Source organism: Confluentibacter citreus, assembly GCF_002807055.1.
Taxonomy (GTDB): Bacteria; Bacteroidota; Bacteroidia; order Flavobacteriales; family Flavobacteriaceae; genus Confluentibacter; species Confluentibacter citreus.
This window is the reverse complement of sequence record NZ_NIXN01000003.1, coordinates 261,640-277,233: the sequence shown is the minus strand read 5'-3', so window position 1 is coordinate 277,233 and position 15,594 is coordinate 261,640. Positions and strand designations below refer to the sequence as shown.

The following is a 15,594-nucleotide window of genomic DNA, read 5'->3' as shown; positions in this document are numbered from 1 at the left end:
CTTGTGACATGAAGTAATTAATTACTTTTTGTCCGGAAGCGCATAGACGACATAGGCTTTTGGTAATGCACCAGGTTTTTTTGAATGATCAAAACTATCTGATGAGAAGTTTCCTGTGGCATTGATAACTAAATACTGTTTGCCATTTATAGAATACATAGCAGGCACTGCTACAGATTCACCACTTAAAGTCGTATCCCATAAAACCTTTCCTGTATCTTGATCTAAAGCATATAATTTACCACCTTTTGCAGTAGCAAATACAATACCTGTAGAGGTAACTACCATACTTTTACGTTGAACACCTACGATGGCTCCTTTAGTTTTGTCTCCATTGGCATATTTATAGTCTTCGCCTATGGGTGTTTTCCATTTAATAGTACCATTATTTAAATCGTAAGCCACCATATAAGACCAGGGAGGGGACATTAAATCTGTCCATTCCAGTCCATAATCCGTAGTATATCTGGCTTCTGGAGATGGTTGAACATCTTCTGGGTATTCTAACATTGGTGCGGCACGTTTTTCATCTTCTCTCATTTTTACACCTCCAGATGCTACAACAGGACCTTCAGGCATGGCTTCTTCATCGGTATTTCCACCTCTTCTAAAATTCATGCTTCTTGGATTTCCACCCATAAAACGGTATAAACTTGCTAATGACGCTTCATCCACATGCACAAATCCTGGCATTTGTCCGCGACCATTTAATACGATGGCTTTAAATTCATCGTAAAATATATGTTGTGTAACATTTTTAAGGGTTGGTCCAACACCACCTTCCATATTTGGTCCGTGGCATGTTTTACAAGTGTTGTCGTATAAGGTTTTAGCTTTTTTTACTTCATCATCGGAAATATCTACTTTAGGAGGTTCTACTTTACTCAACTTGTAAATTGAAGGATGTTCTTGGGACATTACAAACATTAATCCTTTTTCAGGATTACTTCCCGTATTACCATAATTGGCACCTCCTAATGGACCAGGCAATATAATGGTTTCATATTTATCTGAAGGCGGTTGAAATAAACCTGTTTTGGCAGCATCTATTCTAGCATGCCATACTTGCTTTAAGCTATCGGTAAAGTAAGGATTGATATTTTCTTTAGTAACTTCATGCCTCATAAAACTAGGGATGGTTGGTATAGGCTGAGTTGGCCATGCTTCTTCCCCAGGCATATCACTAGCTGGAAACGGTTTCTCTTCAATAGGAAATACAGGTTCACCAGTTACGCGATCAAAAACAAATACATAACCATGTTTAGTCGCTGAAGCAACGGCATCAATTTTTTTACCATCTTTATTAATTGTTATTAATTGAGGGGCAGGAGAGAGGTCGTAATCCCAAAGGTCATGATGTACGGTTTGGTAATGCCAAAGGCGCTTGCCCGTTGTAACATCTAAGGCCACCAAGGAGTTCCCAAATAGATTACTTCCAATACGATCAGCTCCATAATAATCATACGTTGGAGATCCTAACGATAGGTAAACAATATTTTTTTCAACATCAGCAGACATTTCGCTCCAAACGTTTACTCCGCCAGCATACTTATACGCATCTTTTGGCCAAGTGTCATAACCGTATTCTCCTGGGTGTGGAATGGTATGAAATGTCCATTCTAATTTTCCAGTAACAACGCTATAACCTCTTACGTACCCAGGCGCTGAAAAATAGCCTTCGCCAGGCGCAGAACCTAGAATAAGTAAATCGCCACAGATAACACCAGGCATCATAGCCTGAACCCTTCTAATGGAACTTGGTTCACGATCTAGGCCTTCTCTCAAATCGGTATATCCTTCATTACCAAAAGTTAAAATGGATTTTCCTGAAACGGCGTCAATAGCTTGTAAAGAATTGTTAAGAGTGAATATCAATCTTTTTTCTTTTTTATCGCTACTTTCCCAATAGTTGATGCCTTTTCTAGTGATACCTCTTAAATTGGCATGTATCCAAATTTCCTTACCTGTTAAAACATTTAAAGCAATCAGGGAATTATTTTTACCTAGAACATACATGGTGGTATCTACCACTATAGGGGCAAAGTTATTAAACCCTCCGTCCGCAGGATAACTCCAGGCAACTTCTAGCTGGTTAACATTCTCCTTAGTGATTTCAGAACCATCAAAATATTTAGATTGATCGGGACTTCCTCCATAATGAGACCAAGTTGCGTGTGTGTTTGTTGAATTGTTTTTGTTACAGCTTACTAGTAAAGAAAGACATACTAAGGCGGTAAAAATTGTGGTTAATTTAGTTGGATTTTTTTTGATGTGCATATAGAATTATCATTAATAATTGAGTTGAAAGTGTTTAGTTTAGTTTGTTATTGTTGAAATGAACCTAGTGTTTTTTTTGTTTAAATTTTTTATTAGACTTAACTTATTTGATTTGGTTTAATTGTACGAAAAAACATAGGTTTTTTTGACTCGCAAAACCAAGATAGTAAAAAATTCAAATCAACAAACTAGCGTCTATATGGTTGTGTTTTTTTAATTCGATTTAACTTGAATAATAGGTGTTTAAGACGCCGTAAATACTTGATAAGCTTAGTGTTCTGTGGGCTTCGTTAAAACTTTGTTAAAAAATTTAAAACCATAGAAAGCTTAAAGAAAATGCATGCTAAGGGCATTATAGAAATTTCATTCCCAGATTTCTGGGAAATGAATTCAAGTAAAATTCAGCAATCCTTAAAAGTGGTTATATAAAGAAAAGAAGTGGTCAAAATATATGGGAATTTTGTAAATTATATTAAAATATTTATAACTCATTTGATATCGATTATTGTATTTTGCACACTTATCTATAAATTAAAACATAGAAAAATGAAAAAAGGAACATTAATATTCAGAAACTTTATGAGTTTGGCAGTTTTTGCCGCTTTAACATTTTTTGCTTTTACAAGCTGTAGAGAAGAGAAAGCAAAAACTGAAACGGTAATTATTGAAAAACCAATAGAACAACCAAAAGCTGAAGAAAAAGATGGAACATCGATTAGTGTTGATGGTGATGGAGTTGAGTTTTCGACTAAAAGCGGAGATAATAAAACAGAAGTATCTATTAAAGATTAAATAGTTTTACAATTTTAGAAACTAAAAAACCGACAATTTTGTCGGTTTTTTTCATTTTACACTACCCCTTTTATTAAGTTTAAAATAAAACAAATAGTAAACAAACGGTACCAAAACCGACCATAGCTAAAATAGTGGTCATTACCGTCCAACTTTTAAAGGTTTGTTTTTCTGTTAGCCCTAAGTATTTGCTAACTAGCCAAAAACCGCTATCGTTTACATGCGACATAATAGAGGCTCCTGAGGCAATGGCTATCACCAAAAGGGCTTTGCTAATTTCGGTTACATCATTCAGCAGTAATGGCGCGGTTAATCCTGCAGCAGTTATCATGGCAACCGTAGAGGACCCTTGCAATATTCTTATAATAACAGCTGATACAAAAGCAAATAGTAAAACGCTAATGCCTTTATCGGCAAAATAGGTAGCCAACATTTCACCCGTTTTGGTGTTTACAAGCATTTGTTTAAAAACACCACCAGCACCAGTCAGTAGAATAATAATTCCCGCAGGTGCCATAGAGGCTGTTGTTATTTTTAATAATATAGCCTTAGTTGTGTTTCTTATTATTCCTAAAACATACCACGCCACGATATTGGCAATGATTAATGCCGTAAACGGATGGCCAATCATTTTTAACCACGATTTCATCGTTTCAGAAATATTAAAATCAGCAAAGAAGGGGCTATTTAATAGCGTGTTACCAACAATCAACAGTATGGGAATACCAATTATAGCAAGGACTAAACCCACACCAGGATAGGAGTTAACAGCATGATCATTTATTGTAATTTCTGGAGCGTCAACATGTATTTTGTTTGCAATATATTTAGCAAACAAAGGCCCACTTACAACAGCGGTTGGAATCCCAACAATAAACCCAAATAAAATTACCCATCCTAAATCTGCTTTTAAAATATCGGCAACTGCCACAGGGCCAGGTGTTGGAGGAATAAAGGCGTGGGTAATGGCTAATCCAGCGAGCAAGGGCATGCCATAAAGTAAAAGAGATTTTTTTGTTTTCCGCTGTAAAGAATAGATTAAAGGTACTAATATGATGAAAGCTACATCAAAAAAAACAGGTATAGCGACAAAAAAACCCGTGAACATCAATGCCCAAGTAGCGTTTTTTTCTCCAAATTTGTGCAGTAAATAATTTGCCAACGCTTCGGCGCCACCAGAATGTTCTAAAATAGCGCCAAACATGGCACCTAAACCGACCACCAATGCCACAAAACCTAAGGTGTCTCCCATGCCTTCTTGCATGGTTTCTATGATGGTTAGTGGAGGCATTCCAGCGATGATACCAACCACGATACTAGAAATTAATAATGCTATAAAAGCTTGTATTTTTAACCTAAGGACCAGAAAAAGCAAAATGGCTATTCCAACAAGCACAGCGGTTATTAATGTGAAGTCTATCATTAACGTTGCCAGTTTGTGTGAAAAAATTGTGAAGCGGGAACATCAATTTTTTGGTAGGTGTGGGCGCCAAAATAATCGCGTTGTGCCTGAATTAAATGGGCTGGTAATCTTTCAGTAGTCATTGAAATCCAATAGTTGTGAGCCGACCAAAACGTGTCTAAAGCGATCCTATTTTTGATAGCAGATTGTATGAATTCTGAAATGGCCAGTTCAGAGTTACTTAAAATTTTTAATATAGCTTCGTCTTCAAATATGGCTTGTTGCAATTTAAAAAGCCCTGAAAGTTGTTGCATGAGTTCAGACCGTATGATGCAACCATTGGTCCATATGCGAGCTAGTTCCGATAGATTAATATTCCACTGATGCTCTTTGGAGGCCTCTTGAATTAACTGGAAACCTTGGTGATGATTAATAATTCTGGCAAACCGATACGCTTTTTCAATAATGCTCATATCAGGTATTTCTAATTTTAGCGTTTTAGTTGCAACCAAATTTGAAAGTGCTACCCTTTTCTCTTTAAATGATGATACATAACGTGCAAAAACCGCCGAGGTCATCATGGTTGTTGGTACACCCAAATCTAAGGCCGTTTTACTTGACCAGCACCCCGTACCTTTATTCCCTGCCTTATCTAAAATACTATCAATGATGTATTGGTCGCCTTCTTTTTTAAGAAGAATCTCGGCAGTTATTTCCAGTAAATAGCTCGATAAATCCGTTTTATTCCAATTGGTAAAGACTGCGGAAATCGCCTCATTTGTCATGTGTAGCGACATCATAGCATACAGTTCTGCAAGTAATTGCATTTCAGAATACTCAATACCATTGTGGATCATTTTTACAAAATGACCAGCACCATCAGTCCCAATAAAACCACAGCAAGGGTTGTTGTTTTTATCTTTTGCGGCTATCATTTCTAGAATTGGCGCTACTAGTTTGTAGCTTTCTTGGTTGCCTCCTGGCATCAATGAGGGGCCTTTTCTGGCACCTTCTTCACCACCAGAAACACCACAACCTATGTAGTGAATTTGCTTTTTTTGAAGCTTTGCGTATCGTTTTTGGGTATCTAAAAAATGGGAGTTTCCACCATCGATTAGCATGTCATTGGCATCAAGTAAATCTGAAATTTGATTGATGACAGCATCAACAACAGGTCCTGCTTTTACCATCATCAAAATTTTTCTTGGTTGTTCAATGGATGATACAAAGGCTTCCATATTGCTAAAGCCCAATATATTTTTTAAGTTTTCATGCTCGGTTATAAAATCATGAACAATAGAAGCTTCATCGCCTTCAATTCTATTGTATACCGATAGTTTAATACCTTTTTCAGCACCATTAAGGCTTAAACTTTTGCCCATCACACCCAGACCAATGATGCCAAATTGTGATTTACTCATTTAAATTAAATTTTGTGATGATATCAGAAACAATCTCTTCCAATGGTTTTTCAACCGATGTATGACAACCATAATTAGGAATTTCTAATGTGGCGAATTGTGATTCTAATAAGGTAGCTTTCATATAGTGGCCATGTCTTTTTTCCAGTCGGCTTTTTATTAGTTCGAATGAACCGTCTAAATATACCCAATTTATTTTAGTGTTTTTAGAACTTAAAATGTCACGATATTTTTCTTTTAATGCAGAACATGCTAAAATGGCTCCGCCTTGATTTTCCCATGCTGCTATGTGATTTGATAGTGCTTCTAACCAAGGTGTCCTATCGTCATCACTTAAAGCTTGATGGTTTTTCATTTTTTGAATATTGTGGTCGGTATGAAAATCATCCGCATCATAAAAAGGTAACTTTGTTTTTTCTGAAAGTAACTTCCCAACAGTTGTTTTTCCGCAACCACTCACGCCCATTATAATAATCATTTTAACTAGTTTGATTGGTTTAAAAATGCTAAAATTATATTTTTAATAAAAGTAGTAAAAAAAAATCCTGATAGAAATTGTCAGGATTTTTTAAGTTATTTTTTCTTCTCGATAAGTATCGGGATTCGTAGAAATTCAATTAGTCTTCCACCAAAACCCAGTCGCCTTTCATTAATAAAGGTTCTGCTTGCTTATACTTTAAGGTTTTATTTTCACCATTAATTACATGCTTAATGGTTACTTGGTCGTTGCGTCCAATTTTTGGTCGCTCACGAACAATGGTTTCAATCACTTGAGGTTGACGTTGCGTATTATTGCCAACAGACCTGCTTTGGGCAGAACGCTCATCTAAATTAGGGATTTCGTCTTTTTGAACATTTAATTTTTCTTGTCTGCGTACTTTGGCTTCTTGTATGGTGTTCTGTGTTTCACTTGGTAATTCACCTTTAAACAAGAATGAAATCACATCTTTATTGACTTCATCAATCATGCTTTTAAAGAGTTCAAACGCTTCAAATTTATAAATCAATAAGGGATCTTTTTGTTCGTGGACTGCTAATTGCACCGATTGCTTTAACTCATCCATTTTGCGTAAATGTGTTTTCCAAGCATCATCAATAATGGCAAGTGCAATATTTTTTTCAAAATCGGTGATTAATTGTTTACCCCCTGTTTGATACGCTTTTTCAAGATCGGTCACAACGCTTAAGCTTTTAACGCCATCAGTAAAAGGAACCACAATACGCTTAAATTTATCGCGCTGCGTTTCATAAACATTTTTAATCACAGGAAATGCGATATCTGCATTTCTGGTCATTTTATCTTTGTAATGGCTGAAGGCTTCCTTATACACTTTGGATGTGATTTCCTGAGCCGATAATTTTCCAAATTCGGCTTCTGTAATTGGGGAACCCATGGAGAAATAACGAATCAGTTCAAACTCAAAATTTTTAAAATCGTTTGCAGCTTTATTGGTATCGGAAATATTTTCTGTAGTATCAAAAATCATATTCGCTAAATCAACGCGAAGGCGTTCACCGTGCAAGGCATGACGACGACGTTTGTAAACAACTTCACGTTGGGCGTTCATAACATCATCATATTCTAACAAACGCTTACGAACCCCAAAATTGTTTTCTTCTACTTTTTTCTGGGCACGCTCAATGGATTTTGAAATCATGGAATGCTGAATCACTTCACCTTCCTTCAATCCCATTCTATCCATCATTTTAGCTATACGTTCGCTACCAAATAAACGCATCAAATTATCTTCTAACGACACATAAAATTGTGAGCTACCTGGGTCACCTTGACGACCAGCACGACCTCGTAACTGCCTGTCTACACGACGCGAATCATGGCGTTCGGTACCAATAATGGCCAAACCACCTGCTTTTTTAACGGTGTCACTTAATTTAATATCGGTACCACGGCCCGCCATGTTGGTAGCAATCGTTACCTGTCCAGATTGACCCGCTTCAGCAACAATATCAGCCTCTTTTTTATGTAGCTTGGCATTTAATACGTTATGTGGAATTTTTCTAATGGTAAGCATTTTACCAAGTAATTCACTAATCTCTACAGAGGTGGTACCAATTAATATGGGGCGTCCTGCTTGCGATAACTGAGTTACTTCGTCAATAACGGCATTATATTTTTCGCGTTTGGTTTTATATACCAAATCGTCTCTATCATCTCTGGAAACAGGTCGGTTAGTAGGGATTTCAACAACATCCAATTTATAGATTTCCCAAAATTCGCCAGCCTCCGTCACCGCAGTACCCGTCATACCAGACAGTTTGCGATACATTCTAAAATAATTTTGAAGTGTTATGGTTGCAAACGTTTGAGTAGCATCTTCAATTTTCACATTTTCCTTGGCCTCGATAGCTTGGTGCAAACCATCACTATAGCGGCGACCATCCATAATACGTCCCGTTTGCTCATCCACAATCATGACTTTATTGTCAATGACTACATATTGAATGTCTTTTTCAAATAGGGCGTAAGCTTTTAAAAGCTGATTAAGGGTATGGATACGCTCCGATTTTACGCCAAAATCCTTGTATAATTCTTCTTTTAGTTTGGCTTCTTCTTCTTTGGAAAGGTTTTGGTTTTCAATTTTGGCGATTTCAATCCCTATTTCAGGCATGATGAAAAAGGTTGGATTGTCTTTTCCAGAAATGTATTCCACACCTTTATCGGTCAATTCTATTTGATTGTTTTTTTCTTCAATAACGTAGTATAGCTCAGCATCAACCTTAGGCATTTCACGGTTGTTGTCCTGCATATAGGAATTCTCAGTTTTTTGAAGTAACTGTTTAATGCCTTCTTCACTTAAAAACTTAATAAGCGCCTTGTTTTTTGGCATACCACGATACACACGTAGCAATTGAAAACCACCTTCTTTAGTATCGCCAGCAGCAATTAATTTTTTGGCCTCGGCTAAAACCCCAGTTAAATATTTACGTTGAACGGCAACAATATCATCTACCTTAGGTTTTAACTCATTAAATTCATGGCGTTCCCCTTGAGGAATCGGTCCAGAAATAATCAATGGCGTACGCGCATCATCCACTAAAACCGAATCTACCTCATCTACAATGGCGTAATGGTGCGGGCGTTGAACCAAATCGTTTGGTGTATGCGCCATATTATCACGTAAGTAATCAAAACCAAACTCGTTATTGGTTCCATACGTAATATCGGCATTGTATGCTTTTTTACGGGCATCAGAATTTGGTTGGTGGTAATCAATACAATCCACTGTCAATCCATGAAATTGAAATAATGGCGCCATCCAAGCACTATCACGTTTTGCCAAATAGTCATTTACCGTTACCAGATGCACGCCTTTTCCAGAAAGGGCATTTAAATACATGGGTAATGTGGCGACCAAGGTTTTACCCTCACCTGTTTGCATTTCGGCAATTTTACCTTGATGAAGAGCAATACCACCAATAAGTTGTACATCGTAATGCACCATATCCCATGTAATGGGTTTTCCTGCAGCATCCCAAGAGTTGGACCAAATAGCTTTATCGTTATCTAACGTTACGTAATCTTTAGTTCCTGAAATTTCACGGTCGAACGTATTTGCAGTAACAGTAAGTGTGGTATTGTTTTTAAAACGTTTAGCCGTTTCTTTAACGACAGCAAACGCTTCAGGTAAGATGTCATTTAAAACACCCTCGGTTAGTGTGTAAGCATCGTCTTTAAGTTTATCAATGTCTTGATATATGTCTTCACGTCTGTCAATATCTTCAGTGTTTTCGGCTTCATCAAGCAATTTTGCTATTTGTTCGTTAATACCTTTATTGGCTTCGGCAATTTTAGCCTTAAATTCAGCGGTTTTCGCCCGTAATTCGTCATGTGATAAGGCTTCCAATGCCTTTTCAAAGGTTTTTATTTTATCAACTAAAGGAGTGATGGCTTTTACGTCTTGTTTCGATTTGTCTCCGACAAATACTTTAAGAACACTATTTAAAAAACTCATGCGCTATATATTGTTTTAATCTGGAAACGTTCCAGAGGTTTTTATTTTCTTATTTTTATTTTGATGCTTAAATAAGCATTCAAAGATACAGTTTGTTAGGTTGTTTTGTAAATTTAGAGCATAAAAAAAGTCTCTAATCGAGACTTTTTAAAATTCTTTATGCTTTATTAATATTCATCCTCATTCCAGAGGTAATCTTCATCAGTTGGATAGTCAGACCAAATTTCATCTATTGAATCGTAAGCGTCACCTTCGTCTTCAATAGACTGCAAATTTTCAACAACTTCCAAAGGGGCTCCCGTTCTAATAGCGTAATCTATTAACTCGTCTTTTGTTGCTGGCCAAGGCGCATCACTTAAATACGATGCCAATTCTAAAGTCCAATACATTTTATATGCGTTTTAATTTTGTGCAAAAATAATTTTTTAGTTCAAACACACAAGAAAAAAATGAATTATTTAATTATTATTTTTAAGAACGTGTTTTTTTACTAGGTAAGCAGTTAAAAGATAGGTCATTGCGAATCATGCTTTTTGCATGATGTGGCAAACTGTTTATTTTTGAATTCCAATTATAAAGATTACTTCGTCCTCCGTCCTCGTAATGACCATACAACTACTTTTTCTCAGTCATTGAAAAGATGTCTTCGAAAAACTACTTTTTCTCAGGAATCCATTTGATTTCATCTGCTTGCAAGTCGTAAGTCAACTTTCGTGCCAACACAAAAAGATAGTCAGATAGGCGGTTTAAGTACACCAAAGCATGAGGTTCTACAGGCTCTAAATCATTTAGGGCAGACGTTAAACGCTCGCCTCTACGGCACACACAACGTGCAATATGACAGAATGACACCGTTTGGTGTCCGCCTGGCAATACAAAATGCGTCATAGGTGGTAACACGTCATTCATACTGTCTATTTCATGTTCTAAAAGCTCAATATCTTCATCGGAAATTTTTGGAATGTTCAGTCGTTCTTTGCCATTTTTCAACATCGCTTTTTCAGGAGCGGTTGCTAAAATGGCACCAACGGTAAACAGTTTATCTTGAATGTTGATAAGGATATATTTATAATGGGAATCGATGTCTTGGTCGCGAATCAATCCCAAATATGAATTCAATTCATCCACAGTGCCGTAGCTTTCAATGCGTATGTGGTGCTTAGGGACGCGTGTGCCACCAAATAATGCTGTGGTTCCTGTATCACCCGTTTTTGTGTAAATCTTCATGTTACGAAGTTAAAAGTAAAAAGTTAGAAGTTAAAATTTTTTGCCACTAATTCTCTGATGTTTGTTGTTAAGTTTGGGATCAAATAAATATGTATTCATTTGAAAAAAGTCAAGATGAGTTCTTATATAAATTTTACTAAACGATATTTTTTATTATATATTTAGCTTCAATTAGCTTTTTAATATTACAGAACTAATTCATTGTTTTTGGGAAAGGTATTGTTGGAAAAATATGAGAAAAATCATTTTGTTAATGGTATTGTTAGGAGCCTTTTGTCATGTAAAAGCTCAATCTTTTATTGGGTTTCTTACTGAAAATTATGCGGGTGTGAATAGTGTCGTTGTAAATCCAGCGAATATAGTAGACTCTCGTTTTAAAACAGATATAAATCTTGTTGGTATAAGTGTTTTTGGAGGCAATGATTATTATAATTTAAATATAATAAAAGCTATTAAAGATGATGATTATAATTTTGATGTAGAATCTCGATTTACCCCAAAAATAAATAATAATGGTGCGGTTAATATAGATGTTATGGGGCCTTCATTTATGTTTAATATAAACGACAATAATTCCATTGCCGTTTTTACCAGAGCTCGCTCTTTTGTTAATGCTAATGGGATTAATGGTAGGAATTTATATGCTATTGATGAAAACTTATCAAATGATTTTATTGTTAATGAAGATGATTTTAATGCTTTTGGACAAACATGGGCAGAAATCGGACTTTCCTATGCCAGAGTATTGGTTAATGAAAGAGAGACCTTTTTAAAAGGTGGGATTTCCTTAAAATATCTAAAAGGAGGTGGTAGTGCTTATGTAGCGGGCAGAAATATTACGGTAGTTTATGATGAAGAAGGAGCTATACATTCTGGAGGAGGAACCACAGGCAGTGTTTCCTCTACTGGTGAGATTATTTATGGACGTTTTGATGATTTTGATATAGAGGATTATGAATATGAATTCCCAAAGAATGCTATTGGTTTGGGTGTAGATATAGGAATCATTTACGAGTGGCGCCCCCAATATGGAGCTTATAAACCAAGAAAAGTATGGCCAGATCGCTTAACATATAAAGAACAAAACAAGTACAAATTAAAACTAGGTTTTTCTATAACCGATATTGGTTATATCAATTATAAAAATGGCATGGAAGATCTTTATGATATTACAAATGCCAATGTGAGCGAAGAAGCCATTGATAATGAAGATAATTTCTATGATGTATTAAATAATCTATATACATTAACAAATTCTGCAATAGGGTATAAGGCCATATTGCCAACAGCATTACATCTAAATGCTGATTGGCATTATACAAATAATTTTTATTTAAATTTTAATGCTGATGTAGCACTTACTGGAAAAAACCAATTACATACTAGCAAGGTTACAAATATAATTTCCCTGACACCACGTTTTGAGAGTAAAACATTTAGTTTTTACACGCCATTAAGCTTGGTTCAATATGCCGGTTTTCAGGCGGGGGCAGGTTTAAGATTGGGTCCTCTTTATCTTGGTTCAAGTTCTGTATTTACGAATTTATTAAGTAATAAAAGCAGAGGAGCAAATTTTTATATAGGATTTAAAATGCCTTTTTTTCATGGGAAAACAGATAAGGGAAGTAATTGCAATTGTTACCAGTAAGCGAAAGTCACCTTAACGGCTTAACACCTAACACCTAACAACAAAATCCTCTTTATTCACCTGCTCTTTCCTAAAAAAAACAAATCCCCAAAAAAACGTATCGATGGTTAGGGTCACTTTTGGATGTTGCTTAATGGTTTCCCAAGCTTCGGTCATGGATTTAGACCAATAAATATCATCAAAAATAAATACGGAATCGTTATTAGTGGTTTCTAAAAGGGATTCGAAATATTGTAAAGTCGCTTCTTTTTGGTGGTTGCCATCGAAGAAAATGAGGTCTAAGGTTTTAGGTGTTAGGTTTTTTAGGACGTCATTAAAATTCCCAGTAATTAGTTGGATGTTTTCTAGATTATATTTTTCAAAATTAGCTTTTGTGAATTCCGAAATATTTGGGCAACCTTCAATAGTAGTAATATTGGCTTTTGGGTTGGCTAAACTCATGGCTTGTGTAGCAATACCAAGCGATGTGCCCAATTCTAATATATTTTCAAATTTAAAATAAGTGGAAAGTCTGTATAAAAGTTTAGCTCTTTTGTTGATAGTTCCGGCATTTTTGGCAATTTCTGAAACAACGCGTTCTTGCTGTTTTGTGGCGTGGGAGCCTGCACCCAAATCGGTTACACTAATTTTAGTCCTATTTTTAAGTAATTCTTTTTTGTAATCTGAAATCAGTTTGTAGGCCTCATAATCAGACGAATCATAAAAACATTTAGTAATCAAATTATAGACAAAAGGGGAGTGCACACCGTGTTGGTTGGTGGATTTAATTAGGAATTTTATGTATTGAATGGCTTGGTAGAGCATTACTCTAGTTAAGAGTTAAAAGTTAAAAGTTGAAGGTTACAAGGTTAAAAAGTTAAAAGTTTATTTCAACTAAACGACTAAACAAATCAACGCCCAAAGCCCAACACCTAACCTTCCAATTTCGACAACAACTCCAACCAGCGTTCTTCTTTGGCTTCCATATCCTCAATTACTTTCTGCAAGGTTTCCGATAGTTTGTTTATCTCATCCGTTGATAAATCCGGATTATTAAACTTCGCTTCCAGTTCTTTTTTATCGTAAGCCAATGAATTCAACTTACTTTCAATATTTTTAAGTTCTTTTTCTTCGTTGTAGGTCAGTTTAGTATCCTCCGTTTTTTTCCAAGCTTTTTTATCTTTCTTTTCTTCCGATGTGTTAGAAACAGTCGGTTGGCTATCTTCATAAACGCGGTAATCGGTATAATTACCTGGGAAATCTTCAATATCTCCGTCACCTTTGAATACAAAAAGGTGGTCTACGACTTTATCCATAAAATAACGGTCGTGTGATACCACTATTACGCATCCTGGAAAATCCAATAAGAAATTTTCCAACACATTCAAGGTCACAATATCCAAATCGTTGGTCGGCTCATCGAGGATTAAAAAATTCGGATTCTGGATTAAAACGGTACATAAATACAAACGTTTGCGCTCTCCACCACTCAATTTTTCAACAAAATCGTATTGCTTTTTTCGGTCGAATAAAAAGCGCTCTAAAAGCTGTTGTGCAGAAATTTGACGTCCTTTTTTTAATGGAATGTAGTCACCAAAATCTTTAATAACATCGATTACTTTTTGTTCGGGTTTTATGGTAATGCCGTTTTGTGTGTAATAACCAAATTTAACGGTATCGCCCTTGATGATTTTCCCAGAATCTGGTTGTTCCGTTTGGGTTAAAAGATTTAAAAAAGTGGTTTTTCCAGTACCGTTTTTTCCAATAATACCAGTGCGTTCACCATTTTTAAACATGTATTCAAAACCATTAAGGATCACTTTATTTTTAAATGATTTATGCACTTTATGGAATTCAACAACCTTTCCACCCAAGCGTTCCATGTTCAGTTCCAATTGCACTTCATGATCATTTCGGCGTTGGCTGGCACGATGTTTAATATCATGAAAATCGTCTATTCTTGATTTTGATTTTGTGGTCCTGGCTTTGGGCTGGCGACGCATCCATTCCAATTCTTTCTTGAATAGTTGTTTGGCTTTTCCGGTTTCTACTTCGGTTTGTTCAATCCTTGCCTCACGTTTTTCAAGGTAATAGGAATAGTTGCCTTTGTAACTGTATAATTGGCCTTCATCCAATTCAATAATCTCATTGCACACACGTTCCAAAAAGTAACGGTCGTGCGTTACCATAAAAAGCGTGATGTTTTCCTTAGCGAAAAAAGTTTCCAACCATTCAATCATTTCTAAATCCAAATGATTGGTAGGCTCGTCCAAAATCAATAAATCAGGTTTGTTTATTAAGGCATTGGCTAATGACAGTCGTTTTTTTTGACCCCCAGAAAGCGTGCTTACTTTTTGGTTTAAATCTTCAAGATTTAGTTTGAATAAAATTTGTTTGTATTGTGTTTCAAAGTCCCATGCCTGGTGCTGTTCCATTTGTTCAAACGCCTTTTGGTAGGCATCAGAATCTTCAGGGTCTAAAAGGGCATGTTCGTAATCTAAAATGACTTTTAAAATGGGATTATCACTCGCAAAAATGGTTTCTTCAACCGTTAAATCCTTATCCAGTTTTGGATCTTGTGATAAGAATGCCACTTTAATATCTTTCCTATAAATAACATTACCAGTATCGGCTTCATCATCACCAGAAAGAATATTTAAAATAGATGTTTTTCCTGTGCCATTTTTAGCAACAAACGCAATTTTTTGGTCTTTATGGATACTAAAAGAGAGATTTTCGAAAAGCGTAAGCTCTCCGTAGGATTTCGATATGTTTTCGACAGTTAAATAATTCAAGGCGTATTTTTTTTGCAAAGAACGGATAAAAAACCAAAAATAACAGTATTAGTTTTATTGTTACCTTTGAAAAGTTATA

General features: G+C 35.8%; 11 protein-coding genes. 2 read left to right on the top strand and 9 right to left on the bottom strand.

Annotated elements, in window-relative coordinates:
• Positions 1 to 21: 21 nt before the first annotated feature.
• Positions 22 to 2,277 (bottom strand): outer membrane protein assembly factor BamB family protein, encoded by a 2,256-nt coding sequence (locus tag CDH49_RS08860; protein WP_100615143.1) that lies wholly within the window; start codon positions 2,275 to 2,277, stop codon positions 22 to 24.
• Between the two features lie 546 nt (positions 2,278 to 2,823).
• On the opposite strand from CDH49_RS08860, the gene CDH49_RS08855 reads away from it, so the two are divergent.
• Complete coding sequence (locus tag CDH49_RS08855; protein ID WP_100615142.1) at positions 2,824 to 3,069, top strand: hypothetical protein; 246 nt, start codon at positions 2,824 to 2,826, stop codon at positions 3,067 to 3,069.
• A 79-nt stretch (positions 3,070 to 3,148) separates the two neighbouring features.
• Here the strand turns inward: CDH49_RS08855 and CDH49_RS08850 are convergent, their stop codons facing one another.
• The 6 genes from CDH49_RS08850 to CDH49_RS08825 form a co-directional block, all read right to left on the bottom strand.
• The gene (locus CDH49_RS08850) at positions 3,149 to 4,492 is read right to left on the bottom strand and encodes a GntP family permease (RefSeq protein WP_100615141.1); all 1,344 of its coding nucleotides are present in this window, start codon (positions 4,490 to 4,492) and stop codon (positions 3,149 to 3,151) included.
• Entirely contained in the window at positions 4,492 to 5,892 is a 1,401-nt protein-coding gene (gndA, locus tag CDH49_RS08845) for an NADP-dependent phosphogluconate dehydrogenase (RefSeq protein ID WP_100615140.1), read from the bottom strand. The genes CDH49_RS08850 and gndA overlap by 1 nt, the downstream gene beginning before the upstream one ends.
• A complete protein-coding gene (locus CDH49_RS08840; protein WP_239970624.1) occupies positions 5,885 to 6,370 on the bottom strand; it encodes a gluconokinase in 486 nt (161 codons plus the stop codon). The genes gndA and CDH49_RS08840 overlap by 8 nt, the downstream gene beginning before the upstream one ends.
• 139 nt (positions 6,371 to 6,509) lie before the next feature.
• On the bottom strand, positions 6,510 to 9,866 hold the full coding sequence (gene secA / locus CDH49_RS08835; protein ID WP_100615139.1) for a preprotein translocase subunit SecA: 3,357 nt from the start codon (positions 9,864 to 9,866) through the stop codon (positions 6,510 to 6,512).
• 167 nt (positions 9,867 to 10,033) lie between these two features.
• Positions 10,034 to 10,255, bottom strand: a complete 222-nt coding sequence (locus CDH49_RS08830) for a DUF2795 domain-containing protein (RefSeq protein ID WP_044638512.1) — start codon at positions 10,253 to 10,255, stop codon at positions 10,034 to 10,036.
• A 265-nt stretch (positions 10,256 to 10,520) separates the two neighbouring features.
• A complete protein-coding gene (locus CDH49_RS08825) occupies positions 10,521 to 11,093 on the bottom strand; it encodes a cob(I)yrinic acid a,c-diamide adenosyltransferase (protein WP_100615138.1) in 573 nt (190 codons plus the stop codon).
• A gap of 232 nt (positions 11,094 to 11,325) precedes the next feature.
• Between CDH49_RS08825 and CDH49_RS08820 the strand changes: the two genes are divergently transcribed.
• The gene (locus CDH49_RS08820) at positions 11,326 to 12,741 is read left to right on the top strand and encodes a DUF5723 family protein (RefSeq protein WP_100615137.1); all 1,416 of its coding nucleotides are present in this window, start codon (positions 11,326 to 11,328) and stop codon (positions 12,739 to 12,741) included.
• 27 nt (positions 12,742 to 12,768) lie between these two features.
• Here CDH49_RS08820 and CDH49_RS08815 read toward each other — a convergent pair whose 3' ends face one another.
• Together CDH49_RS08815 and CDH49_RS08810 are read right to left on the bottom strand one after the other, a co-directional pair.
• Positions 12,769 to 13,545 carry an O-methyltransferase gene (locus CDH49_RS08815; RefSeq protein ID WP_100615136.1) on the bottom strand — a complete coding sequence of 259 codons (777 nt, stop codon included), beginning with the start codon at positions 13,543 to 13,545 and terminating at the stop codon, positions 12,769 to 12,771.
• 107 nt (positions 13,546 to 13,652) lie between these two features.
• Positions 13,653 to 15,515 carry an ABC-F family ATP-binding cassette domain-containing protein gene (locus CDH49_RS08810; RefSeq protein WP_100615246.1) on the bottom strand — a complete coding sequence of 621 codons (1,863 nt, stop codon included), beginning with the start codon at positions 15,513 to 15,515 and terminating at the stop codon, positions 13,653 to 13,655.
• Positions 15,516 to 15,594 lie beyond the last annotated feature (79 nt).

Coding starts and splice junctions, on each gene's coding strand:
- CDH49_RS08860 (WP_100615143.1), bottom strand. CDS start 2,277: ATGCACATCAAAAAAAATCCAACTAAATTAACCACAATTTTTACCGCC.
- CDH49_RS08855 (WP_100615142.1), top strand. CDS start 2,824: ATGAAAAAAGGAACATTAATATTCAGAAACTTTATGAGTTTGGCAGTT.
- CDH49_RS08850 (WP_100615141.1), bottom strand. CDS start 4,492: ATGATAGACTTCACATTAATAACCGCTGTGCTTGTTGGAATAGCCATT.
- gndA (WP_100615140.1), bottom strand. CDS start 5,892: ATGAGTAAATCACAATTTGGCATCATTGGTCTGGGTGTGATGGGCAAA.
- CDH49_RS08840 (WP_239970624.1), bottom strand. CDS start 6,370: ATGATTATTATAATGGGCGTGAGTGGTTGCGGAAAAACAACTGTTGGG.
- secA (WP_100615139.1), bottom strand. CDS start 9,866: ATGAGTTTTTTAAATAGTGTTCTTAAAGTATTTGTCGGAGACAAATCG.
- CDH49_RS08830 (WP_044638512.1), bottom strand. CDS start 10,255: ATGTATTGGACTTTAGAATTGGCATCGTATTTAAGTGATGCGCCTTGG.
- CDH49_RS08825 (WP_100615138.1), bottom strand. CDS start 11,093: ATGAAGATTTACACAAAAACGGGTGATACAGGAACCACAGCATTATTT.
- CDH49_RS08820 (WP_100615137.1), top strand. CDS start 11,326: ATGAGAAAAATCATTTTGTTAATGGTATTGTTAGGAGCCTTTTGTCAT.
- CDH49_RS08815 (WP_100615136.1), bottom strand. CDS start 13,545: ATGCTCTACCAAGCCATTCAATACATAAAATTCCTAATTAAATCCACC.